Source organism: Halomonas sp. BC04 (genome assembly GCF_000568385.1).
Window position 1 is genome coordinate 1 of sequence record NZ_AZQX01000342.1, and the last position, 26,503, is coordinate 26,503.

21 protein-coding genes and 5 pseudogenes are annotated in these 26,503 nt (G+C 62.7%); 10 read left to right on the top strand and 16 right to left on the bottom strand.

The genetic code is table 11. The features are described from left to right. Positions 1 to 305: 305 nt before the first annotated feature. Genes Q427_RS22810 through rpe form a run of 3 tightly spaced genes read right to left on the bottom strand, consistent with a single transcriptional unit; the run spans position 306 to position 1,965 of the window. Entirely contained in the window at positions 306 to 971 is a 666-nt protein-coding gene (locus Q427_RS22810; protein ID WP_043517512.1) for a phosphoglycolate phosphatase, read from the bottom strand. After that, complete coding sequence (locus tag Q427_RS22815) at positions 956 to 1,255, bottom strand: GIY-YIG nuclease family protein (protein ID WP_043517514.1); 300 nt, start codon at positions 1,253 to 1,255, stop codon at positions 956 to 958. The genes Q427_RS22810 and Q427_RS22815 overlap by 16 nt, the downstream gene beginning before the upstream one ends. Beyond that, complete coding sequence (rpe, locus tag Q427_RS22820) at positions 1,252 to 1,965, bottom strand: ribulose-phosphate 3-epimerase (RefSeq protein WP_043517516.1); 714 nt, start codon at positions 1,963 to 1,965, stop codon at positions 1,252 to 1,254. The genes Q427_RS22815 and rpe overlap by 4 nt, the downstream gene beginning before the upstream one ends. Positions 1,966 to 2,157: 192 nt before the next feature. On the opposite strand from rpe, the gene cysP reads away from it, so the two are divergent. The 4 genes and pseudogenes from cysP (at position 2,158) to Q427_RS22840 (ending at position 5,941) form a co-directional block, all read left to right on the top strand. Next, a complete protein-coding gene (gene cysP, locus Q427_RS22825; RefSeq protein WP_043517517.1) occupies positions 2,158 to 3,168 on the top strand; it encodes a thiosulfate ABC transporter substrate-binding protein CysP in 1,011 nt (336 codons plus the stop codon). After that, positions 3,168 to 4,039: pseudogene (gene cysT, locus Q427_RS22830) on the top strand (sulfate ABC transporter permease subunit CysT). The gene cysP and the pseudogene cysT overlap by 1 nt, the downstream one beginning before the upstream one ends. Beyond that, positions 4,023 to 4,850, top strand: a complete 828-nt coding sequence (cysW, locus tag Q427_RS22835; protein WP_043517518.1) for a sulfate ABC transporter permease subunit CysW — start codon at positions 4,023 to 4,025, stop codon at positions 4,848 to 4,850. Before cysT ends, cysW begins: the two are co-directional and overlap by 17 nt. Continuing rightward, positions 4,847 to 5,941 (top strand): sulfate/molybdate ABC transporter ATP-binding protein, encoded by a 1,095-nt coding sequence (locus tag Q427_RS22840; protein ID WP_043517519.1) that lies wholly within the window; start codon positions 4,847 to 4,849, stop codon positions 5,939 to 5,941. Before cysW ends, Q427_RS22840 begins: the two co-directional genes overlap by 4 nt. 22 nt (positions 5,942 to 5,963) lie before the next feature. Here the strand turns inward: Q427_RS22840 and Q427_RS22845 are convergent, their stop codons facing one another. After that, positions 5,964 to 6,404 carry a GNAT family N-acetyltransferase gene (locus tag Q427_RS22845; RefSeq protein WP_043517521.1) on the bottom strand — a complete coding sequence of 147 codons (441 nt, stop codon included), beginning with the start codon at positions 6,402 to 6,404 and terminating at the stop codon, positions 5,964 to 5,966. A gap of 190 nt (positions 6,405 to 6,594) precedes the next feature. Here Q427_RS22845 and Q427_RS22850 point away from each other — a divergent pair, with 190 nt between their 5' ends. Then, positions 6,595 to 7,185, top strand: a complete 591-nt coding sequence (locus Q427_RS22850) for a YajG family lipoprotein (protein ID WP_043517522.1) — start codon at positions 6,595 to 6,597, stop codon at positions 7,183 to 7,185. Positions 7,186 to 7,485: 300 nt separating this feature from the next. Here the strand turns inward: Q427_RS22850 and Q427_RS22855 are convergent, their stop codons facing one another. The 3 genes from Q427_RS22855 to Q427_RS22870 all read right to left on the bottom strand — a co-directional run bounded on the left by Q427_RS22855 (position 7,486) and on the right by Q427_RS22870 (position 9,349). Next, complete coding sequence (locus Q427_RS22855; protein ID WP_043517524.1) at positions 7,486 to 8,124, bottom strand: thiopurine S-methyltransferase; 639 nt, start codon at positions 8,122 to 8,124, stop codon at positions 7,486 to 7,488. A gap of 25 nt (positions 8,125 to 8,149) precedes the next feature. Beyond that, positions 8,150 to 8,728 carry a TIGR04211 family SH3 domain-containing protein gene (locus Q427_RS22860; protein ID WP_043517525.1) on the bottom strand — a complete coding sequence of 193 codons (579 nt, stop codon included), beginning with the start codon at positions 8,726 to 8,728 and terminating at the stop codon, positions 8,150 to 8,152. 291 nt (positions 8,729 to 9,019) lie between these two features. Then, the gene (locus tag Q427_RS22870; RefSeq protein ID WP_043517528.1) at positions 9,020 to 9,349 is read right to left on the bottom strand and encodes a DUF1820 family protein; all 330 of its coding nucleotides are present in this window, start codon (positions 9,347 to 9,349) and stop codon (positions 9,020 to 9,022) included. A 244-nt stretch (positions 9,350 to 9,593) separates the two neighbouring features. On the opposite strand from Q427_RS22870, the gene miaB reads away from it, so the two are divergent. From miaB to lnt, 5 genes and pseudogenes are all read left to right on the top strand, one after another. Beyond that, the gene (gene miaB, locus Q427_RS22875) at positions 9,594 to 10,937 is read left to right on the top strand and encodes a tRNA (N6-isopentenyl adenosine(37)-C2)-methylthiotransferase MiaB (RefSeq protein ID WP_043517530.1); all 1,344 of its coding nucleotides are present in this window, start codon (positions 9,594 to 9,596) and stop codon (positions 10,935 to 10,937) included. A gap of 75 nt (positions 10,938 to 11,012) precedes the next feature. After that, positions 11,013 to 12,098, top strand: a complete 1,086-nt coding sequence (locus Q427_RS22880) for a PhoH family protein (protein ID WP_043517531.1) — start codon at positions 11,013 to 11,015, stop codon at positions 12,096 to 12,098. After that, a complete protein-coding gene (gene ybeY / locus Q427_RS22885; RefSeq protein WP_043517532.1) occupies positions 12,095 to 12,625 on the top strand; it encodes an rRNA maturation RNase YbeY in 531 nt (176 codons plus the stop codon). Before Q427_RS22880 ends, ybeY begins: the two co-directional genes overlap by 4 nt. After that, positions 12,622 to 13,492 (top strand): annotated as a pseudogene (locus Q427_RS22890) (HlyC/CorC family transporter). Before ybeY ends, Q427_RS22890 begins: the two are co-directional and overlap by 4 nt. 63 nt (positions 13,493 to 13,555) lie before the next feature. Beyond that, a pseudogene (gene lnt, locus Q427_RS22895) lies at positions 13,556 to 14,987 on the top strand (apolipoprotein N-acyltransferase). An 80-nt stretch (positions 14,988 to 15,067) separates the two neighbouring features. Here lnt and Q427_RS22900 read toward each other — a convergent pair. The 9 genes and pseudogenes from Q427_RS22900 to prmB form a co-directional block, all read right to left on the bottom strand. Further along, entirely contained in the window at positions 15,068 to 15,505 is a 438-nt protein-coding gene (locus tag Q427_RS22900; protein ID WP_043517536.1) for a response regulator, read from the bottom strand. Between the two features lie 3 nt (positions 15,506 to 15,508). Further along, positions 15,509 to 16,738: a sensor histidine kinase gene (locus Q427_RS22905; RefSeq protein WP_331280693.1), complete on the bottom strand. Its 1,230-nt coding sequence runs from the start codon at positions 16,736 to 16,738 to the stop codon at positions 15,509 to 15,511. Between the two features lie 54 nt (positions 16,739 to 16,792). Next, entirely contained in the window at positions 16,793 to 19,354 is a 2,562-nt protein-coding gene (locus tag Q427_RS29335; protein ID WP_051496619.1) for a PhnD/SsuA/transferrin family substrate-binding protein, read from the bottom strand. An 88-nt stretch (positions 19,355 to 19,442) separates the two neighbouring features. Next, positions 19,443 to 20,489, bottom strand: coding sequence for a GGDEF domain-containing protein (locus Q427_RS22915; protein ID WP_081786168.1), 1,047 nt, complete (start codon positions 20,487 to 20,489; stop codon positions 19,443 to 19,445). Positions 20,490 to 21,068: 579 nt separating this feature from the next. Then, a pseudogene (phaC, locus tag Q427_RS22925) lies at positions 21,069 to 22,894 on the bottom strand (class I poly(R)-hydroxyalkanoic acid synthase). A 119-nt stretch (positions 22,895 to 23,013) separates the two neighbouring features. Beyond that, positions 23,014 to 23,451, bottom strand: coding sequence for a phasin family protein (locus Q427_RS22930; RefSeq protein ID WP_043517541.1), 438 nt, complete (start codon positions 23,449 to 23,451; stop codon positions 23,014 to 23,016). Between the two features lie 203 nt (positions 23,452 to 23,654). Continuing rightward, positions 23,655 to 24,107 carry a hypothetical protein gene (locus Q427_RS22935; protein ID WP_043517542.1) on the bottom strand — a complete coding sequence of 151 codons (453 nt, stop codon included), beginning with the start codon at positions 24,105 to 24,107 and terminating at the stop codon, positions 23,655 to 23,657. A 73-nt stretch (positions 24,108 to 24,180) separates the two neighbouring features. Next, complete coding sequence (gene aroC / locus Q427_RS22940; RefSeq protein ID WP_043517544.1) at positions 24,181 to 25,266, bottom strand: chorismate synthase; 1,086 nt, start codon at positions 25,264 to 25,266, stop codon at positions 24,181 to 24,183. A gap of 44 nt (positions 25,267 to 25,310) precedes the next feature. Then, positions 25,311 to 26,262, bottom strand: a pseudogene (gene prmB / locus Q427_RS22945) (50S ribosomal protein L3 N(5)-glutamine methyltransferase). Between the last annotated feature and the right edge of the window lie 241 nt (positions 26,263 to 26,503).

The following is a 26,503-nucleotide window of genomic DNA, read 5'->3' on the forward strand; positions in this document are numbered from 1 at the left end:
TCGCGGGTGACTGGAATACGGTTGTAGCCGGCCTCGGCCAGGTCACGGAAACGTTCGGGCGTCATCATGACGATTTCCTCGAAGTAAGGATGGTGTCGGGTGGCGTACGGGTGATGCTCGACTGAGCGTCACCATCGCCGGCCGACAGGCTCGGCAACAAACGGCACCATCGAGGTGACGGCCGGGAGAAGGCTGCCACGCGCAGAGGAGGGGTCATGCAGCATCATGCTGTCCATCGAAGCGTGTCCCGCGGGATAGGCAAACGGAATGAATCCGAGGTCATTGATAGGGTTCGAAAATCGACCCTAAACGAGTTCCGCCAGTGAATCAACCAGCGCATCCGGCCGGCTCAGTTGCACCGGTTCACCATGATTGTAGCCGTAGGGAACCGCCAGGGTTCGAAACCCGGCGGCCCGGCCGGCATCGATGTCATGGCGGGAATCGCCCACCATCAGGCAGGCCTGCACAGGCATGTCGAAGTGAGCGGCCAGATGCAGCAGCGGGGCCGGGTCGGGTTTCTTCTGCGGCAGGCTGTCACCGCCCAGGCAGAGCGCAAAATGCCGTTCCAGGCCGAACTGCGACAGGATCGGCCGAATGAAGGCGAAGGGCTTGTTGGTAACCAGGGTCAGGATCCTGTCACCTGCCTGGAGGGCATCGAGTGCTTCGCGCACCCCGGGGTAGAGCCGAGTGCGCGAGCCGGGATCACGGCCATAGTGCTTGAGGAAGGCCTCATGGGCACGGGCAAGGGCCCCCTCGCCGGGCATGTGCCCCTGAGCGAAGGTCAGCGTCCGCTCGACAAGCTTCCACGAGCCGTTGCCGACCCAGTCGCGCACCCGCGCCTCACCTGCCGGCGGCAGGCCCTGCTCGCCAAGACTGGCATCCACCGCCGCTGCCAGATCGGGCACCGAGTCCACCAGGGTGCCATCCAGGTCGAAACTGATCAGCCGTATGTCTTTCAGGATGGGGTGCATGGAAACTCCTCGCCGACCGGCCGACTCTCGAGCCAGCTACGCTTGCCCACCGCCGAAAGACGCTTGACCTGTGCCTCCAGCCGCAGCGCATCCCCGTGGCTACCCACCGGTTCCTGATGCACGAGCGTAAGCGGCCCACGGCCACGCAGCGCCTTGGCGCCCCGCCCCGCCTCATGCTGGGCCATGCGCCTGTCGACGTCGGTGGTGATCCCGGTATAGAGGGCCCCGCCGGCGGTCTCGATCAGGTAGAGATGCCATAGCGGGGCCTGGGCGCCCTCGTTCACGGAGAGGACGCCTTGACCCCGGCCAGCTGCTCGCGGAAGTCACGGAGCACGCTGTCGTATCGGTGGGGATCGGCAGCGTTGGCGGCCTTGAAGATCGCGGAGCCGGCCACGAAGGTATCGGCTCCCGCGCGGGCAATCTCGGCGATATTGTCGACCTTGACCCCGCCATCGATCTCCAGGCGGATCGGCCGGCCCGAGGCGTCGATGCGTCGGCGCGCCTCACGCAGCTTGTCCAGGGTGCCGGGCAGGAAGGTCTGGCCGCCGAAGCCCGGGTTGACGCTCATCAGCAGCACCATATCGACCTTGTCCATCACGTGGTCGAGGTAGGAGAGCGGCGTGGCCGGGTTGAAGACCAGCCCCGCCTTGCAGCCGCCGTCTCGGATCAGCTGCAGGGAGCGGTCGATATGGTCCGAGGCTTCGGGGTGGAAGGTAATATAGGTGGCACCGGCATCGATGAAGTCGCCGATCAAGCGGTCCACCGGTTTCACCATCAGGTGGGCGTCGATGGGCGCCGTGACGCCATGCTTGCGCAGCGCCTCGCATACCATGGGGCCGATCGTCAGGTTGGGGACGTAGTGATTGTCCATGACGTCGAAGTGGACGATATCGGCACCGGCAGCCAGTACGTTATCCACCTCCTCGCCCAGGCGGGCGAAGTCCGCGGAGAGAATGGAGGGGGCAATGAGAAAATCGCGGGTCGCGTCGGTCATGTCATGTCCAGGCTATCGCTCGTAAAGAGAGGCCCGCATTCTAGCAGGAACCGCCAGGGGCGGGGGAATGGGCCCGCAGGAACGAGGTAAAGTGCCACAGTGATATTTCAAAAACGAATAAAAAGCATGATTGTAATTCCTCATTGTCAGAATTAACCTTGTCACCACTGTTTCCTGATTGGAGTGACTCGCATGCATCTGCTGTCCACCGTTCGCCGCACCGCACTTGCCGTTGCCCTGGGTGTCAGCCTTGCCACCCCGGCCCTGGCCGCCGAGCGCGAGATTCTCAACTCCTCCTATGACATTGCCCGTGAGCTCTTCTCCGCCATCAATCCGGAATTCCGCGACTGGTGGCAGGCAGAGCAGGGCGAGGAAATCGCCATCCAGCAGTCCCATGGCGGCTCCTCCGCCCAGGCCCGCGCCATTCTTCAGGGGCTGCGCGCCGACGTGGTGACCTACAACCAGGTAACCGACGTCCAGGTGCTCGCCGATGCCGGCCTGGTGGCCGAGGACTGGCAGGAGCAGCTGCCCAACAATGCCTCGCCCTACTACTCGACCACGGCTTTCCTGGTGCGCAAGGACAACCCCAAGGGTATCGAGAGCTGGGACGACCTGGTGCGTGAAGACGTCAAGATGGTCTTCCCCAACCCCAAGACCTCCGGTAACGGTCGCTACACCTACCTGGCGGCCTGGGGCTTTGCCGACCGTGAGTTCGATGGCGACGAAGAACAGGTCCACGACTTCATGCGCACCTTCCTGCGCAACGTAGCGGTGTTCGATACCGGTGGCCGCGGCGCCACCACCAGCTTCATCGAGCGCGGTCTCGGCGATGTGCTGATCAGCTTCGAGTCCGAGGTCAACAACATCCGCGGCGAGTACGGCCAAGATGACTATGAGGTCATCGTGCCGCCGGTCAGCATCCTGGCCGAATTTCCGGTGGCGGTGGTCGAGCCCAATGCCGAGCGCAATGGCACCCAGGACCTGGCTCAGGCCTACGTCGAGTACCTCTACAGCGAAGAGGCCCAGCGCATGCTGGCCGGCTTCAACTATCGCGTCCATCACGAGGCGGTCGTGGAGGAGTTTGCCGATCAGTTCCCCGAAACCGAGCTGCTGCGGGTCGAGGATATCGTCGGTAGCTGGGAGCAGGCCATGGACGAGCACTTCGCTGGCGGCGCCCTGCTGGACCAGTTACAGCGCCGCTGATGATCACACTCGCGACTCGCGCCGGCAGCACCCCCAAGCGGGTGTTGCCGGGCTTCGGCCTTTCGCTCGGCATCAGCCTGATGTTCATCTCGCTGGTGCTACTGCTTCCGCTGACCGGGCTGTTCGGTCAGCTGGCCGGGCTCAGCCTGGCCGAGTACTGGGCGATCATCACCGAAGGCCGGGTGGTGGCCAGCTACATGGTCACCATCGGTGCCGCCGCGGTGGCCGCCCTGGTCAACGGCGCCTTCGGGCTGCTGCTCGCCTGGGTGCTGGTGCGCTACGAATTTCCCGGCAAGCGCCTGCTCGACGCACTGATGGACCTGCCCTTCGCCCTGCCCACCGCCGTCGCCGGCATCACCCTGGCAACGCTCTACTCCAGCAACGGCTGGATGGGGCGGCTGCTGGAGCCGCTGGGCTTCCAGGTCGCCTATACCTGGGTGGGTATCGCTTTGGCCATGGCCTTCACCAGCATTCCCTTCGTGGTTCGCACGGTACAGCCGGTGCTGGAGGACCTGCCCCACGAGGTGGATGAAGCCGCCCTGACGCTGGGTGCCTCGGACGGCACAGCCTTTCGCCGCGTGATCCTGCCGCACCTGTGGCCGGCCCTGGTCACCGGCACCGGGCTCGCCTTCGTCCGCTCGCTGGGCGAATTCGGCGCCATCATCTTCATCGCCGGCAACATGCCCTACGAGACCGAGATCACCGCCTTGATGATCTTCGTCAAGCTGCAGGAGTACGACTACGCCGGCGCTCGGCCATCGCCTCGGTGGTGCTGTTCGTCTCGCTTGCACTGCTGCTGGTGATCAACATCTGGCAGGGCCGCTTCATCAAGCGGCTGCATGGAGGGGCGGCTGATGCAACGGATCGGTGATGCGCCCCGGGTTCGGCGCCTGCTCGTTTTTCTGGCCGTGGCCCTGTCGGCACTGTTCCTGCTGCTGCCGCTGGTAGCCATCTTCGCCCAGGCCTTTGCCCAAGGGGTGGGGGTGTTCTGGAGCAACGTCAGTAACGAGTACACCGTGGCGGCCATTGGCCTCACGCTGTTCATCGCCCTGCTGACGATTCCCGTCTGCCTGGTGTTCGGCGTGGCACTCGCCTGGCTGGTCACTCGCTTTCGCTTTCCCGGCCGCCGGGTCCTGCAGACCCTGATCGATATCCCCTTTGCGGTCTCGCCGGTGGTTGCCGGCCTGATCTACCTGCTGCTCTATGGCCGCACCGGCTGGCTCGGCAGTTGGCTGGACCAATATGATATCCAGCTGATGTTCGCCTGGCCCGGCATCCTGATGGTGACCATCTTCGTCACCTGCCCCTTCGTGGCCCGGGAGCTGATACCGCTGATGCAGGCCCAGGGTTCCCGGGAAGAAGAGGCCGCCGTGACCCTGGGCGCACCTGGCTGGACCGTCTTTCGCCGAGTGACCCTGCCCAATATCCGCTGGGCACTGCTCTATGGCGTGATACTGACCAACGCCCGTGCGGTGGGGGAGTTCGGCGCCGTCTCGGTGGTTTCGGGGGCCATTCGCGGCCAGACCAACACCCTGCCACTGCACCTGGAGCAACTCTACCAGGACTACAATACCGTGGGCGCCTTCGCCAGCGCATCGCTGCTGGCCTTCATCGCCCTGCTCACGCTGGTTGCCAAGGCCAGCCTGGAATGGCGCGCTGCGCGCCGGGAGGTTCACGCATGAGCATCCGCCTTCAGAATATCGCCAAGCACTTCGGTACGAGCCGTGCCCTGGAGCCGGTGAACCTGGACATCCGGGATGGCGAACTGGTGGGCCTGCTGGGCCCTTCCGGCTCCGGCAAGACGACCCTGCTGCGCATCATGGCCGGCCTGGAGACCGCCGATCGCGAACCCGCCGGTCGCATTCTTTTCGGCAATCGGGATGTTACCAACCTGCATGTCCGCGACCGGCGTATCGGCTTCGTCTTTCAGCACTACGCGCTGTTTCGCCACATGTCCGTGTTCGACAACGTGGCCTTCGGTCTCACCGTGATGCCGCGCAAGAGCCGGCCCACCAGCGGCGAGATCCGCGCACGGGTGCATCGACTGCTGGAAATGGTCAAGCTCGAGGACCTGGCGAAACGCTATCCCGCACAGCTATCCGGCGGCCAGCAGCAGCGTGTCTCGCTGGCCAGGGCGCTGGCCCTGCGCCCCGAGGTGCTGCTGCTCGACGAGCCCTTTGGTGCGCTGGATGCCAAGGTGCGCCAGGAACTTCGCCGCTGGCTGCGCCACCTGCACGATGAACTCAACTTCACCAGTGTCTTCGTCACCCACGACCAGGAAGAGGCCCTTGAGCTATCCGACCGGGTGGTGGTGATGAGCAATGGCCGCATCGAACAGATCGATACCCCGGATACCCTCTACCGGTCGCCGACCAACCGCTTCGTGTTCGAGTTCCTGGGTGATGTGAATCATCTGGAAGGCTCGGTGCGGGATGGGGTGCTGACCTGCGGCGATGCCCGACTGGCAGTGGACCTGCCCGACGGAGCGGAAGAGCTGCTGTTGCGTCCCCACGAGGTGGAGCTGGTGGAAAACGCCACGGCCAACGCCCACCTGCCGGTCACCGTGACGGCGATCTCGCCGGTGGGCGCCGAGGTCCGGGTGGAGCTGGAAGCCGACTGGCTGGGGGAACCCTGGCTGGCGACCGTGCGTCATGCCGACTACGAGCGCCTGAAGCTGATCCGCGGCATGCGTCTGTTCGCGGTGCCGCGGCGCTGGCACCGATTTCCCGACGAGCGCAGCACGCCGGAACGCAAGCGACTCGAGGCCGCCTGAGCTGGATCGATAGGTGCCAGGCTCACTGGACGTGGTGTTCGCGGGACCAGGCCATGAGGGTTTCGCTCTCGCCGCTCATCGGCTCGAGACGATCCTCCATCGACTGAAAACCGAGCCTGCGATAGAACGATACGGCACGCACATTGCGCGAATAGACGCACAGGGTGATCCGCTCACGGCACGCCATGGCATGGGCCATCAAGTGCGTACCATGGCCAAAGCGCTGGAAGTCCGGGTCGATGAACAGGGCCTCCAGGTGATCGCCATTGAGGGCCGCGAATCCGATGATGCTGCCGCCCAGCTCCAGTACGTGAGTCTCGGCATTGGGCAGATAATGGCTAGCCATGTCCTGGGCGCGGTCTTGCCAGAATTCGGCGGGAATGAAGTCGTGGGCCAGCTGCGAGGCTCGCAGCCAGATATCGACGAGTTGCGGCATGTCTTCCGTGGCTGCGGGTCGAATCATGAGCGCTCTCCCTGAATGGAGCCCCATTGTAACCGCTCTGCCACCGGTGCACTCAACGCTGTTGCCGTTGGCCATGTCGCGGCTATACTCGCCACCTGCGCCGGCCCAACGTCATGCGCTCGATCTTGAAGATCACTATACCTCGCCACCTCCCGGCGCCTTCCTTTCTCATATCCCAGGAGAGCCCCAGATGACTCGACGCCCCTTTCTGCGTGCAGCCGCCTTACTGGTGGCAGGCGCGCTGCTGGCAGGCTGTGCCAGCCCGCACTACCTGCAGCTGGATCCACAACGCACCGCCGATGTCCCAACCAGCGGCAGCGGCCAGGCCATCACGGTAATGGCCGTGGATGACCGCGATGGCGAGGTGATCGGCACCCGTAGCGGCAGTGCCATGGCGACCTCCACCATTACCGTCAGCGCCCACGAACTGGTGCCGCGGCTGCAGCGCGAAGCCGAGCGTGCTGTGCGAGAGATGGGCTTTTCGCCGACCACGGAGCCGGCAGAGGGGCGGCCCAGCCTGACCCTCACCCTGCTCCACCTGGGGTACGAGCGAGGCGAAAGCCGGCCTGTCATCGATGAAGCCCGCCTGGAGGCGGTTTTTGAGGCCCGGGCGGTCAACGGTGGCAACACCTATACCGGCACCTATACCTCACGCCGCACCCAGAGCTATGCGTTTCGACCGGATCGCGACACCAACGCGCGCATGCTCAACGACCTGCTCAGCGACGGCCTCGACCGTGCGTTCCGCGACCCGGAACTGGGGCAACTGCTGGCACGCTGAGGCAACACAATAGCTGATGACGCACAAGACTCAGCAGGCGCCTGGCGGAGGCCGCCGCGTTATCCACTATCGCCAACGCCGAGTGCCCCCGCGGGAGCCTTCGGCCTCCAGTCGTGAGCTGAAGCTTCCTCCGACAAAGGTGTGGCACCGTCGGTAGATAGAGGCACTGTTGGAGCGCTCGGTTCGGCGCTCCGACTCCGCATCGCGACTGGCGCCGTCAGGCGCCTAGCGGAGGTTGCCCAGGTCGGTGGTTGTTGCCCGTGCCGGGCAACACCACGGTCGCCGTCTTGCCGTGGTCGATCACACTTTCGGGCCTCGTCGGACCATCGCCCACACACTCTCACGAAAGCCACTCCCCTCTTCCGGCTGCCCATCTTCCAGGTGGGTGACCAGGAAGTTGGGCTCGAAGAGTTCGCGCACCTCGTCGGCACAGACACTGAAGGGCGGTCCGCCCTCGTCTCCCGGAGCACGCATCAGGCTGATCAGCAACCCACACGCACCAGGTGGGATCAACTGGGCAAGGTGAAAGGCGTAGCGCTGGCGAGTCGCCGGTGGCAGGGCGATCAGAGCCGCCCGGTCATAGAAGGCACCAATCTCGGCAGCCTGCTCGATATGGAAATGGAAGAAATCACCACACCACAGCTCGACGCTGCCCTGTCGGCAGACCGCAAAAGGCTCCTGCCGATAGCGGGAGATCTCCCCGGTGCCTTCGGCGACAAACTGTTCGATCGCCTCCTCGACAAGCTCGATGCCCAGCACCGGATGATCGTGTTGAGCTAGCCAGCGCATATCCACGCTCTTGCCGCAGAGCGGCACCAGCACCTTGGTACCGGGCTTCGCCCCAAGCAGTGGCCAGTGCTCAATCAGTGCCGGATGTACCTGTGGGCGATGAAACCCGATTCGCCCTTCCCGCCAGCGATTTAGCCACTCCTCGGCCATAGCCTCTCCTTCAGAACCGCCGGCATCAGAACCAGCGGTCGCGTTTGCGTCGCTTGCGTGGAAGATGGGGAATGATCAGCCCCACCAGGAGACCGGCACCGGCAACCCCGCCGCCATACATGAAATAGCGAATCAACAGATCCTCTTCCTGGGTGTCCAGTCGCGCCTGCAGTTGGCGTATGGTCTGGCGTGACTGGTCAGCTTCGCTGTCGAGCTGGTGATTGCTCGCCTCCAGCTCGGCGATGCGCTGCTCGCGAACCTCCAGCGTCTCGGTCATCGCCGAGACCCGCTCCTCCCAGGTCTCGTTGATGCCGCCAAGCTCCTCTTCCAGCTCGGCCACCTGCCTTTCAAGCGCCGGTAGCTGCTGGCGCGCACTGGGTTCCTCCTGCAATTCACCGCTGAGCACCCAGACGGTGTTGCCCTCGGTATTCCGCACCCGGCTGTAGTTACCGCTGGTTTCGAGCACGGTTACCGGTTCACCAGAGGTCAAGGTGCCGACAATGCGGTAACCATCGGTCGGTCCGCTGCGAACGTAGGTGGTGAGTTCGTCGGAGACCCAATGGGTAGCGTCCGTATTCTGCTGGGCGTGCAGCGGCAGGGCCATCAGCCCAGTGTGACACCCGCCATGAAGGTCGTGAATCTATGCATTGTCATGCCGTTGTCCTGCTATCGAAGGCTCCTGCGGCAGCTGCTGCGCCGCGACCTGTATGCCGCCGTCGAACCTCCCGTTCGCCCGGCGGCCGATGAGACCATTGTCGAAGCGGGCTATCCACAGGTTCTGTGGATAAGTCCCGGGAAAAACGCGGGAAAGACCCTGCCACCTGTTGCCCCACATGGCTCCGGGCCGGACTGGTCAATTCATGACCAGCGCCCCGAACACCGTGAGCGCTCCCCCCTAGCGCTCACCCTTGGGTGGCGGCATCGGCGCTCGTGGAAACTCGGCGATACGCCCTTCGCTCTTGACTGCCCGCGCCGGCCCCTCCCGCTCGACTTCGTCGATCCTAACGATGGAGTTGATCGGCAGATAGCTGCGGGTCACACCGTCGAAGGTATGGCGCAGCTTGTCGGCCGAGGGATCCACCACCAGCTTCGAACCATCCTGGAAAACGAACTCCTCGATCTCGATGAATCCCCAGAGGTCGCTTTGGAATATCTCGCGGGCGTAGAGTTCCCACACTTCACCTTGTTGGTGAAAAACCACCCGATAGATCGGCTTGGCCGCCATAAGGCCGTCATTCCTTCCCGTTCGATTGACCGTTGCGTACCCACAAATCGGGGCACACGCCTGCAGACTCGCAAGCGTAACACAGTCAATGGTCGACGAGACCACCGCGCTGGCCCCGCTGCCCGTGGTTCCGTATAATGTGCCCATCTTCGAGAACGGCCCGGCACGCAGTCGGGCCGCATTCCCGCGACACTCCACTCACCGGTGACGCAAGCGTCGGGCAACCGACCACGATCCTATTCTTATGGCGAAGAAACTCTTCATCAAGACCCACGGCTGCCAGATGAACGAGTATGACTCCGCTCGCATGGCGGATCTGCTCGGCGAATCCCACCAGCTGGAACTGACCGACGACGAAGGTGATGCCGACGTCATTCTTCTCAATACCTGCTCGATTCGCGAGAAGGCCCAGGAGAAGGTCTTCCACCAACTCGGCCGCTGGAAGAAGCTCAAGGAGGCCAAGCCCGGCCTGGTGATCGGCGTGGGCGGGTGTGTCGCCAGCCAGGAGGGTGACGCTCTGCGCAAGCGCGCCCCTCATGTCGACATGGTCTTCGGCCCCCAGACACTGCATCGTGTTCCGGCCATGCTCGACTCCCGGCGCAACGACCAGATCTCGGTGGTCGATGTCACCTTCCCGGAGATCGAGAAGTTCGACCACCTGCCCAAGCCCAGCTCCGACGGCGCCACCGCCTTCGTCTCGGTCATGGAGGGCTGCTCCAAATACTGCACCTTCTGCGTGGTGCCCTACACCCGCGGCGAGGAGGTCTCGCGCCCCTTCGAGTCGGTGATGGACGAGGTCATCCACCTGGCCGACCAGGGGGTACGCGAGATCAACCTGCTGGGGCAGAACGTCAATGCCTACCGGGGAGAGAACCAGCTCGGCGATGAGATCGACCTGGCCGAGCTGATCGCCTGTGTGGCGGCGGTAGAGGGCATCGACCGTGTCCGCTTCACCACCTCGCATCCGGTGGAGTTCACGGACAGCCTGATCGAGGCCTATGGCGAGGTGCCGGAACTGGTCAGCCACCTGCATCTGCCGGTTCAGGCCGGCTCCGACCGCATTCTCGCGGCGATGAAGCGCGGCCACACCGTCGAGGAGTACGTGGAGAAGCTGGAGCGCATCCGCAAGCTGCGTCCGGACATCAGCTTTTCCTCGGACTTCATCATCGGCTTTCCCGGCGAGACCGAAGAGGACTTCGAGTCGACCATGGCGCTGATTCACCGCATCGGCTTCGACCACTCCTTCAGCTTCGTCTATTCGGCACGCCCCGGCACCCCGGCGGCAAGCCTTGCCGACGACACCCCCGAGAGCGTCAAGAAGCAACGTCTGGCAATTCTTCAGGCGCGCATCATCCAGCAGGCCATGCAGATCAGCCGGCGCATGGTGGGCTCGACCCAGCGCATCCTTGTCACCGGCTTCTCGCCAAAAGACCCTGGCCAGCTTTCGGGGCGTACCGAGAATAACCGGGTGGTCAACTTCCGCGCCGCCAACCCCACCGAGCTGATCGGTCATTTCGTCGATGTGACCATCACCGAAGCGCTACCCAATTCGTTACGTGGCGAGCTGCATTCTCCCGCACTACACTGAGCATTCTGTCATTGCCCCGGCCTTCGCCGGGGCAGTAAGCTGAGCCCACATTCGCAACGCATGGATCCCCTTGTCTTGAGCCAGCCAACTTCTCAGGCGAACCGCATCATCACATTGAGCCTCGAACCCAATGACCCCCAGCGACTGGCCAACCTCTGCGGCCAGCGCGACGAACACCTCAAGCTGGTCGAGGAACGTCTTGGCATCACCCTGCGCAATCGCGGCAACGTGTTTCAGTTGGCCGGCCCCGGCAACCGGGTAAAGGCGGCCGCCAATGTGCTGGAGCACCTCTATCGTGAAGCCGAAGCCAGCGACCTGGCGCCGGACACCGTGCACCTCTTCCTGCAGGAGTCAGGTCTCGAGGCGCTGGATGAAGAAGAGGGACACGAAGACGGCGACGTCCTGCTGCGCACGCCCAAGGTGCTGATCAAGCCCCGCGGACAGAACCAGCAGAGCTACGTCTCGAGCATTCGTGCCCATGACATCAATTTCGGCATCGGCCCGGCCGGTACCGGCAAGACCTACCTGGCCGTGGCCGCCGCGGTAGAGGCTCTGAACCACCAGGAGGTGCGCCGCATCCTGCTGGTACGACCGGCCGTGGAAGCGGGAGAGAAGCTCGGCTTCCTGCCCGGCGACCTGGCCCAGAAGATCGACCCCTACCTGCGTCCACTCTATGACGCCCTCTACGAGATGCTCGGCTTCGAGCAGGTCGGCAAGCTGATCGAACGGCAGGTGATCGAGATCGCCCCGCTGGCCTACATGCGTGGCCGCACCCTGAACAATGCCTTCATCATTCTCGACGAGAGCCAGAACACCACTCGCGAGCAGATGAAGATGTTCCTGACACGTATCGGTTTCGGCTCGACCGCGGTCATCACCGGGGACGTCACCCAGGTCGACCTGCCCCGAGGGTCCAGTTCCGGCTTGATCCAGGTGCTGGAAGTGTTGCGGGGCACCCCCGGTATCGGCGTCACGCACTTCGCGGCCAAGGATGTGGTACGCCATCCGCTGGTACAGCGCATCATCGAGGCCTACGAAGGCTTCGAGGCCGAACAGGAGGTGCAGGAGCGTGCCCGCGTCGAGGCCCGCACCCGCGAGCGCGAGTCAATGCGTCAGGAGCGCGAGCGCCACAGGGGCAACAGGGACTACGGCGAGTCATGAGTCCCCCTGCGGTAGTCGACCGTCAGATTGCCTCCACGGGCACCCACCTGCCGACGCAGTCGGCGCTCGAAGCCTGGGTCGATGCCGTACTGGCCCACTTCCCGGAAGAGACCCGCACCGAGGTCACCATCCGCTTCGTCGATACCGACGAAAGCCAGGCCCTCAACCGTGACTATCGCGGCCGCGACCGGCCCACCAACGTGCTCTCCTTCCCGTTCGAAGCCCCTCCCGGCATCGAGCTGCCGCTACTCGGCGACCTGGTGATCTGCCACCCCGTGGTGATGCAGGAAGCCAGCGAGCAGGGCAAGCGACTGGAAGATCACTACGCTCATCTGGTGGTACATGGCACACTGCACCTGCTCGGACATGACCATATCGAGGAGACGGAAGCCGACACCATGGAACAGCTGGAACGCGATATCCTGGCGACCTTTTCCATTGCCGACCCTTATCTGCCGGTTCGAGACAGGAGTGGCGAAGGTGGCGAGCGGCACTTCGACAGCGAGGACGAGAGACTCGACCCATGAGTGAAGACCGATCTACCGGCCAGGGCGGGAAGTCCTGGCTAGAGAAACTACTCGGCGCCTCTCGGGTGACAATGATGGGCCAGTTCACGGGAAGAGCTGATGGAGTTCCTGCGCCAGGCCGGCACTCGTCTGAAGCTGGAGCAGGATGCGATGATGATCATCGAGGGCGCGCTGAACATCAGCGACCAGCAGGTACGAGAAGTGCTGATACCCCGCTCCCAGGTCGCGGCCATTGCCGCCGATCAGCCGCCGGACGAGTACCTGGCGCTGATCGAAGAGACCGGGCACTCCCGTTACCCGGTCATCGGCGAGAACCTCGATGAGATCAAGGGGCTGCTGCTGGTCAAGGACCTGCTTCGACTGCTCAACTGTCCGGATGAGGAGCGCGAGAGCTTCCGCATCGAAGACATCCTGCGCCCCGCCATGTTCGTGCCGGAGTCCAAGCGACTCAACAGCCTGCTCAAGGAGTTTCGTGACACCCATAACCACATGGCGGTGGTGGTCGACGAATATGGCGGTACCGCCGGCATCGTGACCATCGAGGATATCCTCGAGCAGATCGTCGGCGACATCGAAGACGAGCACGACACCGACGAGGATGACGATATCCGCGAACTGGGCGAAGGTCGCTATGCCATCCGGGCACTGACGCCGATCGAGGACTTCAACGAGCGCTTCGGCACCGGCTTCTCCGACGACGAGTTCGATACGGTCGGCGGCCTGGTCATGCAGCGCTTCGGCCACCTGCCCGGCCGCGGTGAGCACGCCGAGCTGGGCGGCTGGCGATTCACCGTGCTCAACGCCGACAACCGCCGCATCCGCCTGCTGGAAGCAGCCCCGAGCGGTGATGCGCTCACGGACGAATAAGTCAGCCAGGAACTCAAGACGCCCCATGACCGAACTCCGCCTTTCCCCGCCAGTGGCTATCTCCTGGCCCTGAGCGCCGGCGTCGCTCACCACGCTGACCGCTTCCCCTTTCGAACTCCTGGTGGCTAGGCCCGATTGCCGCCGGGCTGATGGTGGTGGGCATTCATTATCTGTCGCCGCTGCAGGCCGCGCTGAAGGGCTGGTTCTACGGCGTCGGGCTGTTCGGCTCCGGCGCTTCCTGGGTCTATGTATCGATCCACGACTATGGCTACACCGGGGTGCCGCTGGCGCTGTTCCTGACCACCCTCTTCGTCTGCTCCATGGCGCTGTTCTTCGCCGCGACCTTCTGGCTCTACCGCCGACTGACCGGCCCCCAACTTGCTGCCCTCACCTTTGCCGGCGCCTGGGTGCTAGGGGAGTGGCTGCGCACCTGGCTGTTCACCGGCTTTCCCTGGCTGCTGCTCGGCAGCGCCCATGTGGACTCCCCCCTGGCTCCCTGGGCACCGATCGGCGGCGTCTACCTGCTCTCTTTGCTGACCGTGCTCACCGGCACCCTCGGGGTCGAATTCCTGCGTCGCCGCTGGTGGGCCGCCGCCCCTGTGGCCGCTATCTGGTTGGCGCCGCTGCTCCTGCCGACCCAGTGGACCGAACCCGCCGGCGATCCCCTGCGAATCGCCCTGCTGCAAGGCAATCTGCCACAGCTGATCAAGTGGACCCCGGAAGGCCGGAGAATGGCGGCCAATACCTACCTGGAAATGACACGGGAACAGGCCGACGATATCGACTTGATCATCTGGCCCGAAGCGGCGCTGCCGATGTTCGAGGATGAAGCAACGGCGATTCTCGAGCGCGCCCAGTCCACCATTCCGCCAGGCAGCGCCCTGCTCACCGGGATACTGCAGCGCGAAGGCCGCGGGCTCTACTACAACAGCGTGATCGGTGTCGGCAACACGGAAGGCGAGTACCGCAAGGCGCACCTGGTGCCCTTCGGCGAGTATCTACCCTGGAGCGCTGGCTACGCGGGACCATCGCCTTCTTCGACCTGCCGATGCCGGCCATGACCCCGGGCCCCGAGAGCCAGCCACCGATTCAGGCCGTGGGCACCGTCATCGGCAACGCCATCTGCTACGAGATCATCTACGCCGACCTGGTTGCCGACCGCGCACGCGATTCCGAACTGCTGCTGACGGTCTCCAATGACACCTGGTTCGGCGAGTCGATCGGCCCACTGCAGCACCTGCAGATGGCGCGGCTGCGCGCCCTCGAGAACGGCCGCTATGTGGTGCGCGCCACCAGCAATGGTGTCACCGCGATCATCGACCCCCAAGGCCGCATCACCGCCCGCGCCCCGCAGTTCGAGACCACCTATATCACCGGGGAAGCCACGCCGATGCAGGGCCTCACGCCGTTCACCCGCACCGGCAGCTGGCCTGTTTGGCTCCTCGCCGCACTGCTGGTGCTGCCTGGGCTGCAGCTACGGCGACAGTCGCGATGAACACTTGGGGCGCCGAACCGAGCGCCCCTACTGCGGCTTTTTCCAGGCATGCCAGATAATGGCCACCTTGCGGACCCACCTCAGCTGCTGGGGCGCTTGACCAATGTTAGCCAGTAATCCTCAAGGGCTTGGATGGAGCGGATAAACTGATCGATGTCCACCGGCTTGACGATAAAGCCAGCGGCGCCCAGGTCATAGGAGTCGATGATGTCGCTTTCGGCCTCTGAGGTAGTCAGGATGACCACCGGTATACGCCGAAGCTCCTCGAGCGCCTTGAACCGCTTGAGAAAGGACTTGCCATCCATTCTCGGCATATTCAGATCCAGCAGGATCAGGTCCGGCCTAGGGACTTGCTGGTACTGTCCCTCCTGCCGCAGGAAGGCCAGTGCCTCGACGCCATCGGGAACATCGTACACATCCACCAGCAGACGGCCCTCTTTGAAGGCCATCTTGGTCAAATGCACATCGGCTGGCTCATCCTCGACCAGCAACACAATAAAACGACTCTTCTCAGGCATACACTACCTAGCTGCTGGCAAATCAAACACAATTCGGGTGCCGCCCTGCGGCCCCACCTCAATACGCACCTGCCCCTCGACCTGCCGTAACGCCTTGACCACCAGAGCCAATCCCATACCGGTACCGGGATATTGCTCGGAGTTGGGCTTTAACCGGGCGAACATCTCAAGCACCTGGGTACGATACTCCGGCTCTATTCCCATACCATTATCCTCAATGGCCAGGCTCACCCGCCCATCGAACTGAAGGGCAGACACCCGGACCTCCAGGGGGCGCTGAGGATCACGATACTGCCAGGCATTGTGCAGCAAGAGCCGGAAAATCAGCGCCAGACGCTTGGCATCATAGTAGACATCGGGCAGAGGCGACTGGATAACCAGGGCATTAGACCGGCGCAGTTCCGACAGCTGCTCATCCCGCTGATACACCTCATCCAGAACAGCCCGCGGTGAGATATCCTGCAGTACCTGCGGCATGCTATCGAGACTAAGGTAGCGCTGCACATCGGCGACCAAGGTGCTGAGCCGCCTGGCCTGGGATCCGATAAAGTCCACTGCAACTCGCGAGGCGTCATCGTCACTATCACCTATTCTGCGCTCTAGCTGCTGAGCGAAACTGACCAAGCGGCGACTGGGTTCCTGGAAGTGATGGGCCATGGCGTGACTCAGCCGCTCCAACTCCCGGTTGCGGAAGGAGAGCTCACCGATAAGAGTGCGGTTCTCGCGCTGGGCGCCACGCAGGCGCAGTAGCACGACCACCAGGATGCCAATCACCACCGCTTGCGCCAGGGCCGCTGACCAGGCCAACCTCATCTGAAGCTGTTTGGCTTCGTGAAGCTGCGCCGTTTGCAGGTCGACCTGCTCTTCCACCCGCTCGATATAGTGGCGCTCGGCGGTGCTCTCGAACTCGCTGGTGTCGTAGAGGGAAGAGAGCAGCACCTCTTGCCCCTCATACATTCGACGCTGAGTGTAGATACCCATCACCTTGACGGAACCGTCCGCCAGGCGATGCCGCATAAAAAGATGATCGCGCCCTACCTGGCCTGCCAACTGGATTTCCGCTTCGATCTGTTCCGGGGTCAGCAGGTTGATATCACGAATATTGAACTCAGTTAAATCTTCATAGCCATAGAAAGCGTGGGCGGCAGGGTTGGCCCGAAAAATAACGCCATCCTCCACGGCGATCATCCACATCGGCGTCGGATGGCCCTCAAAGAAGTCGATGAAGCTCAGGCTCGCCCAGGCACCATGCTGAACAGCACCGCCACCAGCCCCATGAAAAGTCGCTTAAGCACCAGCGGCCTCCTTGCCAGCCTTGGGTAGGGTAAAGATGAAACAGCTACCCTGTCCTTGCCCTTCGGATTCGGCCCAGATCTCACCGCCGTGACGTTCCACGATCTTGCGGCAGACCGCCAGGCCAACGCCGGTTCCCTCGTATTGCTCCCGGGTGTGTAGCCGCTGAAACACCTTGAATAGACGACCGATCTGTTCTGGATCGATACCGATGCCATTGTCACAAATGGTGATTTGCCAATAAGACTTGGCGGCCACCGGCTCGACCGCGACCGTGATCAGCGGCGCCTTGTCCGGTGCGCGATACTTCAGCGCATTGCCCAGCAGGTTCTGGAGCAGTCGCGTCATTTCATCGGGGCTAGCCACCACTTCCGGCCACTCCCCCGTTAACGCGATCGTTGCCTCGGACTCGGTGATGGCCGGCTTAAGAAAGTGCGTAGCCTCATCCAGCGCATCTCTCAGACCCATTTGCCTCTTGGGCTCTCCCTTGCGGCCGACCCGGGAATAGTCGAGCAGCGAGAGCAGCATGCTATCCATGCGCTGGGCACCGTCACGCATGTAGTGCAGCATCGTCTTGCCATCTTCATCTAGCCGATCGGCCAAATGCCGCTCCAGTAGCTGAGCATAGCTTGTTACCATGCGCAGGGGCTGGCGCAGATCGTGGGAGGCGGCGTAGGCGAAGTGCTCCAGCTCCTTGTTGGAGCGCTCCAGGGAATCGCGATATCCCTCTAATTGCCGCTGAGTGGCATAGTCATCGGTCACATCACGCAGATAGCCGTGCCACATGGTGCCGCCATCGTCCAGCCGCTCCGGCGTTGAGATCCCGTCGACCCAGAGCTGCCCCTTCCGGGGATGATGGACGCGATAGGTCGCTCGCCAGGTAGTGAGCTCTCGCTCGGACTGGGCAATGCTTTCCGCCACTCTCGGCATGTCCTCGGGCTCGATCACGGCAAACACCGGACGGGCATCATCGCGCACCTCCTCCGGCGTCACGCCATAGATGTCTTGAATACCGTCGCTGGCATACGGAAAACTACAACGCCCATCCGGGTGCTGCCTGTACTGATACAGCGCGCCGGGGATCAGTCCCGCGTGCTTGCGCATTTGCTCCATCAGCTGAGCAGCACGCAGTTCGGCCTGCTTTCGCTGGGTGATATCGGAGTGGGTGCCCGCCATCCACAGAGGCTCGCCCACCTCATCCCTGGAGACAACGCGCCCCCGATCATGCACCCAGACCCAGTGTCCGTCTCGGTGACGCATACGGACCTCGATGTCATAGCTGTCGCACCTGCCGGCGAAGTGCTCCTTAAGGGCAGCGTCCGACTGCTCGAGATCCTCGTCGTGACAAAACGACAGCCAGGTTTCGATGGTGGTCGGCGAGATTTCCTCGAGCCGGTACCCCACCATCTCCGCCCAGCGTTCATTGAAACGCGTCTCACCGGTCTGCACATTCCATAGCCAAGTGCCCGCCGCCGTGCCCCAGAGAATGTTCTGCAGGGCATGACGCTCCTCCTCGAGGCGATTGGTATCGTGCTTCTGACGTCGATAGAAGATCAGCAGCAGGCCCATTGCCACTGTCAGGCCGGCCCCCAGCGCTAGGGCGATCCACAGCAGAACGCCATACTCCTGCCACAGCTGCTGGAAGATTGAGCGCGGCGCTTCGGCAAAAGGCGGTACACCCAATGCCCGTGCCGCCCTTTCCACCGGGAGATAGTCCTGGGATGGGGCGAAACGCACACCTCCACCCTGGGCTACCGGCGTGCCTTCCCAGCGTAAAAGCGCGCTGCCGACACGACGTACCTCCTCGACCGGCACATGGGATAGCGCCGCCAGCGGCCACTCGGGATAGAGCGATGTGGAGTGCGTCAGAGGAAACGTATAGGCGGGCCTGGCCGCCATGACCTTCAATGCCGAGATGTCATGTCCGTCGTTCTGCCAGTCCTCGAGAATGCCACTGCGCACGAATCCCGCTTGGACCTCGCCATCCAACAGGGCTCGCACCACCGCATCATGGGACCCCAGCTCAAGGTAGTCGGCGAAGCGCTCGGGATCGTAGCCCTGCTGGTAGATCTCATACGCCTGGGCCATGAACCCCCCCAAGAAACGACGCCCCGGGACGCCAATCGTCCTGCCCTCCAGCCCTGCCAAGCCTTCGGCTCCCGTCTCCTGCCGCGCCAGGATCACACCCGCCAGGCTACCGAGCCGGTATTCCCCTTGCTGTTTGACCAGGGTGGCGAGCGCACCGCTGACTTCTTGGGTATCTCGCACCGCCAGAAAGTGACGAGGGTTGGTGAGGATGAAATCCAGGCGCCCCTCGCTGATCGCCGAATCCAGGGCATCGAGCGAAAGCACCTCCAAGCGTACCTCTCGTCCCTCCAACGCCTCGGAAAACACGTCTTTGAGGGGCGCGAACCTTGCCTCGACCGCCACCGTATCGCGATAGGCGAAGATACCCAGAGTGATCACCTCACCGGCCCCGGCGGACAGGGGCACAGTGCCAACCATCAGGGCCAAGGCCAACCGCAGCGAGCGAGGCCAGTGCCATCGTTTCAGCATGCAAGAACCTATTCAGTCGGAGTGGACGACTCGCTGCTCTCTTGGGCGGCCTGAAATATCTCGACTCGGTTTCTTCCTCCGGCCTTGGCTAGATACAAGGCGTTATCGGCACGCACCAGGCACCATCGGGCCGGGTATCACCGGGCAGAATATGCGTCAAGCCAGCACTGGTGGTGATCTGCACCACTACACTATCGTCGAGAGTCACACGCATCGCCGCTACGGCTTCGCGAAGTTTTTCGGCCACCTGCCAGCTACCGGCTTGATCGGTATCGGGCAAGACAACAGCGAACTCTTCGCCACCCAGGCGCCCGAAGATATCGGTCTCACGCAGCTTACCGCCTATCACGCTGGAAAACGCTTTCAACACCTCATCACCGGCTGCATGACCATAGGTGTCATTGACACTTTTGAAGTGGTCGATATCCATCATCAGCACGCCCACCGACAGCTTAGGATGTCGTTTGACGCGCCCATGCTCGTGGTCGATTGCTTGCATAAAGCTGCGACGGTTGGGTAAGCCAGTCAGAGTGTCGCGCATGGCAAGCTCTTCCAGGCGCTGCTCCATGATCTTGCGCTCACTGATATCCTGCTGCACGCCGACCATTCGCTGCGGCCTACCTTCGGCATCCCAGCTCACCACATGGCCGGAAATAAAGACCCACACCCAGTTCTGCTGCCGATGCCGGAGCCGAACCTCGCACTGAAAATTTGGGGTCTCTTTCTCGAGATGGCTTGCCAGTGCGCTATCGAAGTGGGCGCGATCATCGGGATGAAGGCGCGCCAGCCAAGCGTCACTACCGTTGGGTAAGTCACCATCATCAGGATGATAGCCCAGCATGGAGAGCCAACGATCACTAAGAGAGGCAAACTGCTGGCTAGTCAACAACCAGTCCCAGACGCCCAGTTTGCCGCCTTCGATGGCTGCGGTCATTCGCTCTTCAGAGAGCACCAGCCGCTGTTCCAGCTTGGCACGTCCAATCGCATAGCGAATGCTTCGCAGCAGGCTATCGGCATCCAGATTTCCCTTGACCAGGTAGTCCTGCGCACCGGCTTCCAGCGCCTGGACAGCAAACTCCATGTCGTCATGCCCGGTTAAGACCACGATCGGTGTGTCCGGCTCATCGCCTTGCAATCGGTTACCGTGACCATGCCGCTCGAATCAGGCAGGTTTAGATCAAGGAGGATAATATCGGGTGCCGTCTCCGCTTTCCGCAAATGGGCCGAGAGCTCCTCCAAGCGGCTTAACCAGGTAAGCGAGTGACTCGCCTGGCTGCACTTCAAGGTGTAACGCACCAATCCCGCGTCACCGGGATCATCTTCGATCAGTACGATGGATAATGTTTGCATTCCTGTCCTTGGGCCCTTGCGATGACCGTCTGACGCTGGCTCAAGGCCAGTATTGACAATTTCGCCTATTGAACGGCAGACAATCAGCTATTTGAAGCATCAAGATATCGCATCTGGCCATATGGCAAAAGCTCAATATGCCGGGCGGCTGGAGCAGCAGCAAGACTTTGTAAAGTGGTGAGTGGTGAGTGGTGAGTGGTGAGTGGTGAGTGGTGAGTGGTGAGTGGTGAGTGGTGAGTGGTGAGTGGTGAGTGGTGAGTGGTGAGTGGTGAGTGGTGAGCATTGGGCGACACATGATTGATATGTCGTGCTTTAAAACCCCGCCGGTGGCGGGGCTGTTGACTGCTGTTGGGGCTCGACGCTGCTAGCTTTCAGCCTGAGACTCGCCCAGCACCTCGGGTATGGTCATCTTGACAAAGCGACCTGGCGCTTCCTCGAGCAGTGGCAATTCGCCCTCGCCCGGCTGACGCGCCGGTACTGTCTTTTCCGGATCGGCGTAGCACCTTCGATCATCCACTGCTGCCAGTGTGGCCACCAGGAACCTTCCTGGGCCTCGGCGCCGGCAAGCCACTCTTCATGGCTATCGGGCAGCTCGCTGTTGGTCCAGTAGCCGTACTTGTTCTTGTGGGGCGGGTTGACGATGCCAGCAATATGGCCGGAGCCACCCAGTACGAACGTCGTCGGCCCCTTGGGCAACAGGGCACCGTAGTAGGTGCTGTTCCACTTGGCGATATGGTCGTCCCGGGTCGAGATGAAATAGCTCGGGGTGGAAATCTTGCGCAGGTCGATCTTGACCCCGTCCAGCTCGATACCGCCGGGCTGCACAAGGCGGTTTTCCAGGTACATGGCGCGAAGATACCAGCCGTGCGTGGCCGCCGGCAGGTTGGTGCCGTCGGTATTCCAGTAGAGCAGGTCGAACGGCGCCGGGTTCTCGCCCTTCAGATAGTTGCTGATATAGAACGACCAGAAGAGATCGTTCTCGCGCAACAGGTTGAAGGTGTAAGCCATTGAGCGGCCGTCGAGATAGCCGTCCTTCTCGAGACGGGCCTCGATACCGGCCAGGATAGGCTCGCTGAGGAGTACGCCGATCTCACCCGGGTCGCGGAAATCCTGCAGGGTGGCCATGTAGGTCACGGACTTGACCTTGCGACCACGCCGGGTGCTGGTCAGGTAGGCCACCGTCGAAGCCGTCAGGGTGCCACCGACACAGTAGCTGAGCAGATTGACCGACTTTTCACCACAGGCCTGCTCGATGGCTTCCATGGCAGCGATCGGTCCCATCTGCATGTAGTCGGCCCAGGTCAGGTCCCGTTGCTCGGGCCCCGGGTTGCGCCAGGAGATCAGGAACACGGTGTGGCCCTGGTCCACCAGCCACTTGACCATGGAGTTGTCCTGGCGGAGATCGAGAATATAGTACTTGTTGATCCAGGGTGGCACGACCAACAGCGGCGTCTTGAAGACCGTCTCGGTGGTGGGCGTGTACTGGATCAGTTGAATCAGTTCGTTCTCGTAAACCACATGACCCGGTGTCACGGCGATGTTCTCGCCCACCTCGAAGGCACTGCGATCGGTCATGCTCACATTCAACCCATCGGCGGAATTGGCCAGGTCCTCGCGCAGCCGGGTCAGGCCATCCACCAGATTCTGACCGCGGGTCTCCATGGTACGCCGCATCACTTCGGGATTGGTGGAGATGAAATTGGTCGGCGCCATGGCATTGACCAACTGACGGGCATAGAAAGACAGGTTGCGTTTCTGCTGCTCCGGGAGTCCCTCCAGGCGCTCGATGAGCTCCTCGACCATGCGCGAGAACAGCAGGTACTGCTGCAGGATCGCCTGGTAGAAAGGATCATTGCTCCACGCCTCGTCGTTGAAGCGTCGATCACCCCGCGGGGGTGTCATCAAGGGCTCGACCGGCTCACCGTTGACGGAGCGCAGGGTGTTCTGCCACAGCTGCCATTGATCCTGGACCAGTCGCGCCTGTGTCTCCCACAGCAGCTGCGGGTCACGCATCAAGGACTCGGCGCCGGCCTTGAAGGCTTCCCGCATGTCGTCATGGATGGTGTCGGCAGCCGCATCGGGCGCCATTCGTGCAAGCAGGTCCTGCATCAACGCTTGGTACTGCTGCCCCATCTCCTGCAGCTGCGCATTCCACTCGGCTTGAGATGGACCTTCCGACCCTGACAACATTGCACACTCCTGATCATCGACTCACGGCGTGACGTAAACAGACGCCTCCACAGACCCCTGTTCAAGGACGCTGTGGAGGCGGCAACGTCGCCGGAACACCGGGCGACGTAAAGATATTATCAGCTCTTGCGTGAAGACTGGCTGGTTGCCTTGGCCGGGGCATCCGCCTTGCCTGAACCTGCTGGCTTGGCACTCTCGCCACTCTCGCGGGCCTGGTCGGCCAACTGCTGGCCGGCCTCGCTGAGCAGTTTCTCCAGCTCGGAGCGGAATTCCTGGCTCATCTCATTCAGCGCCTGGGCATCCTCCATCATCTGCTTGGAGAGCTCGCTCATCATCTCGGCCTGCTGTGCACCGAACTGCTGGAGGTCCTCGGCATCACTGATTTCCGAGGCACTGCGCATACGCTCGGTACCCAGCTGACTGTAGCGTTTCATGGCTTCCAGCTGGTACTCGGTCATCTTTTCCATATTGCCGAGCATCAGCGAGTTGAGCTTGCGCATGGGCTCGAAGAAGCGGCGCGTCTGCTGATTGAAGTTGTCGATCATCTTGTCCTGCATGGTGGTAACCTCCTGTGGACCTGAAATCATGCGGGCGCAGCGCCAATCAGCCTTAGCCAATCACACATAAACCTAGCTGCACGGCATGAATGCTGCACTGCACAAAGGGTAGTCTGCCATGCCCTCGGTTGCAACTGAATGTTGCTCAATCAAAGGTGGCACGCTCACCGTTTTCCCAACCTGAGACCGCTGTCCTGGCCCATTCACTCACTGCGTCGCGACCGGGAACGCGCAGTTGCCGAGCTGGCCCGCTTGGTGCTCTTGCTCGCCTTGGCCGGCTCCTTCTCTGGCTGCTGCTCGTCTTTGGCCTCTGCACTTTCCTTTTTTTCCTCTTCCCTTTCCCCTTTGGTCTCTGCCCTTTCCGTCTGGCCGCTGCCGGCCTTGCGCAGCATGTCGAGCATCATCTGCTGGTAGGTACCAAAGCTGGCAAGCCCTTGAGACAGCCCCTGGGACATACCCTGAGAAAGCCCCTGAGGGAGTCCCGGTTGTTGCAGGAAAGGCTGCATCAGGCTCATGGGGTCGTAGCCCTCGACCCCGGACTCCATCTGCTTATAAATCCGGTTCAGCAAGTCCTGCTGAAAAGCCTCGACATCGGGCAAGCCCAAGGAGCGGCGGAATTCATCCGGGGTCAGGTCGAACTCGATGTTGATCTTCATGGCGGTACTCGGCTCAAGTGGTCTGTTGAGTGTAGCAGTCAGCCAGGCTCAGCGGGCCAACCTGGAATATGGCTCAGCGCAGCACCGGCGTATTGACACGAACATCGGCATTCTGAGCCCGATGACGCAGCAGGTGGTCCATCAAGGTCAGCGCCATCATTGCCTCGGCGATCGGCGTGGCACGGATGCCCACGCAGGGGTCGTGGCGTCCCTTGGTGATCACCTCGACCGGTTGGCCATGCACGTCGATGGAGCGCCCCGGCGTCGTGATGCTTGACGTTGGCTTGAGCGCCAGATGCGCGACGAGCTGCTGCCCCGAGGAGATGCCGCCAAGCACGCCGCCGGCATGATTGGAGAGAAACCCCTCCGGCGTCATTTCGTCGCGATGCTCACTGCCCCGCTGCGCCACGGCGGCGAAACCGTCGCCGATCTCCACGCCCTTGACCGCATTGATGCTCATCAGGCCATGCGCCAGCTCGGCATCGAGTCTATCGAAGACGGGCTCACCGAGCCCCGGCGGCAGCCCATCGGCCACCACGGTGATCCTGGCCCCCACGGAGTCCTGGTCCCGGCGCAGTTGATCCATGAAGGCCTCGAGCTCGGCCACCCTGTCCGGGTCGGGGCAGAAAAAGGGATTGTCGTGTACCGCCTCCCAACTCTTGAAGGCGATCTCGATGGGGCCGAGCTGGCTCATGTAGCCGCGCACTTCAATGCCCTGGGTGGCCAGGTACTTCTTGGCAATGCCCCCTGCCGCTACCCGCATGGCGGTTTCCCGCGCACTGGAGCGACCGCCACCCCGGTAGTCGCGTACACCGTACTTGTGGTGATAGCTGTAGTCGGCGTGGGCAGGGCGAAACTGGTCCTTGATGTTCGAGTAGTCCTTGGAGCGCTGGTCGGTGTTCTCGATCAGCAACCCGATGGAGGTGCCAGTGGTCACCCCCTCGAACACGCCGGAGAGAATCCGTACCTGGTCGGGTTCGCGGCGCTGCGTGGTATGGCGTGACGTGCCGGGACGGCGACGGTCCAGGTCCTGCTGCAGGTCGGCCTCGGTCAACGGCAGGCCCGGTGGGCAGCCGTCGACGATGGCGCCAAGGGCCGGCCCATGGCTCTCGCCAAAGGTGGTGACGGTAAACAGCTTGCCGAATGTGTTGCCGGACATGGACGTGCCTCCTGAATGATTCTGTGAGTGATCGCTGCCGGCGATCAGACGAAGGACGCCGCATGGGCGTCGAGTTCCGCGGCGGTGAGGGCGAAGACCCCCTGGCCACCACGCTCGAAGTCGAGCCACAGGAAAGGCACCTCGGGGAAGGCGGCCTCCAGGTGGCGGTCCGAGTTGCCCACTTCGACGATCAGTACGCCCACTTCGGTGAGATGCTCCCGGGCCTGGCGCAGGATGCGCCGGACGATATCGAGCCCGTCATGCCCTGCTTCCAGCGCCAGGATCGGCTCATGGCGAAACTCGGAGGGCATGGTGGCCAGGTCACGGGCATCCACGTAGGGAGGGTTGGAAACGATCAGGTCATAGCGCTGGCCGGCGATCCCGTCAAACACATCCGAGAGCACGGCCCGAACCCGGTCACCCACGTCATGACGCTGGATGTTCTGCTTGGCCACCGCCAAGGCTTCCGGCTGATATCGGCCAGGTCGACATCGCAGGTGGGCAGGTGAAGGGCCGTGGCGATACCGATGCACCCCGACCCGGTGCACAGGTCGAGCACCCGGGCCGGCGGCTCGTCCGGAAACCACGCCTGGAAGCCCGACTCGATCAGCTCGGCGATGGGCGAGCGGGGAATCAAGACCCTTTCGTCCACGTGGAAGGGAAGACCGGCAAAGAAGGCCTCACCCAGCAGGTAGGGCAGCGGGCGTCGGGTGTTGATGCGCTCGCGTACCAGTTCCACGATGCGCTGTCGCTCCATGGGCAGCAGCCGTGCATCGAGCACCGCAGGGTCGATGTTCCAGGGCAGGTGAAGCGACCCCAGCACCAGGCTACCGCCTCGTCCCAGGAGGAGTCGGTGCCGTGGCCGTGGAAGAGGCCGGCCAGATGAAACTCGCTGGCACTCCAGCGCAGGTAGTCGCGCAGTGTGACGAGATCGGCGCAGAGGGCTGCATCGTCCAGGGTGAGCGTCGAACGGGAAACGGAGGGGGATTCGGCCACGTGGGTTCCTGTGGGATCGGTTGCGGACAGGGGATCGATTGTACCCGCGGCGGCCAGCGGTTCACAGTCACGCTCAGGCCGCTATACTGTGCGCCTTGAACCCTCCCCATGAGTAATGCATGAACCGACGCCGCCCCCCACCGGATGACGAAGAGATCAGCGCCTTTCGCCAGGCGCTGCATGAAGCCGGCGTGAGGCGTCTCGTCAGCGACCGTGCCGACCCCGGCGGCCACGCCGCAAG

Coding starts and splice junctions, on each gene's coding strand:
- Q427_RS22810 (WP_043517512.1), bottom strand. CDS start 971: ATGCACCCCATCCTGAAAGACATACGGCTGATCAGTTTCGACCTGGAT.
- rpe (WP_043517516.1), bottom strand. CDS start 1,965: ATGACCGACGCGACCCGCGATTTTCTCATTGCCCCCTCCATTCTCTCC.
- cysP (WP_043517517.1), top strand. CDS start 2,158: ATGCATCTGCTGTCCACCGTTCGCCGCACCGCACTTGCCGTTGCCCTG.
- cysW (WP_043517518.1), top strand. CDS start 4,023: ATGCAACGGATCGGTGATGCGCCCCGGGTTCGGCGCCTGCTCGTTTTT.
- Q427_RS22840 (WP_043517519.1), top strand. CDS start 4,847: ATGAGCATCCGCCTTCAGAATATCGCCAAGCACTTCGGTACGAGCCGT.
- Q427_RS22845 (WP_043517521.1), bottom strand. CDS start 6,404: ATGATTCGACCCGCAGCCACGGAAGACATGCCGCAACTCGTCGATATC.
- Q427_RS22850 (WP_043517522.1), top strand. CDS start 6,595: ATGACTCGACGCCCCTTTCTGCGTGCAGCCGCCTTACTGGTGGCAGGC.
- Q427_RS22855 (WP_043517524.1), bottom strand. CDS start 8,124: ATGGCCGAGGAGTGGCTAAATCGCTGGCGGGAAGGGCGAATCGGGTTT.
- Q427_RS22860 (WP_043517525.1), bottom strand. CDS start 8,728: ATGGCCCTGCCGCTGCACGCCCAGCAGAATACGGACGCTACCCATTGG.
- Q427_RS22870 (WP_043517528.1), bottom strand. CDS start 9,349: ATGGCGGCCAAGCCGATCTATCGGGTGGTTTTTCACCAACAAGGTGAA.
- miaB (WP_043517530.1), top strand. CDS start 9,594: ATGGCGAAGAAACTCTTCATCAAGACCCACGGCTGCCAGATGAACGAG.
- ybeY (WP_043517532.1), top strand. CDS start 12,095: ATGAGTCCCCCTGCGGTAGTCGACCGTCAGATTGCCTCCACGGGCACC.
- Q427_RS22900 (WP_043517536.1), bottom strand. CDS start 15,505: ATGCCTGAGAAGAGTCGTTTTATTGTGTTGCTGGTCGAGGATGAGCCA.
- Q427_RS29335 (WP_051496619.1), bottom strand. CDS start 19,354: ATGCTGAAACGATGGCACTGGCCTCGCTCGCTGCGGTTGGCCTTGGCC.
- Q427_RS22930 (WP_043517541.1), bottom strand. CDS start 23,451: ATGCAGGACAAGATGATCGACAACTTCAATCAGCAGACGCGCCGCTTC.
- Q427_RS22935 (WP_043517542.1), bottom strand. CDS start 24,107: ATGAAGATCAACATCGAGTTCGACCTGACCCCGGATGAATTCCGCCGC.
- aroC (WP_043517544.1), bottom strand. CDS start 25,266: ATGTCCGGCAACACATTCGGCAAGCTGTTTACCGTCACCACCTTTGGC.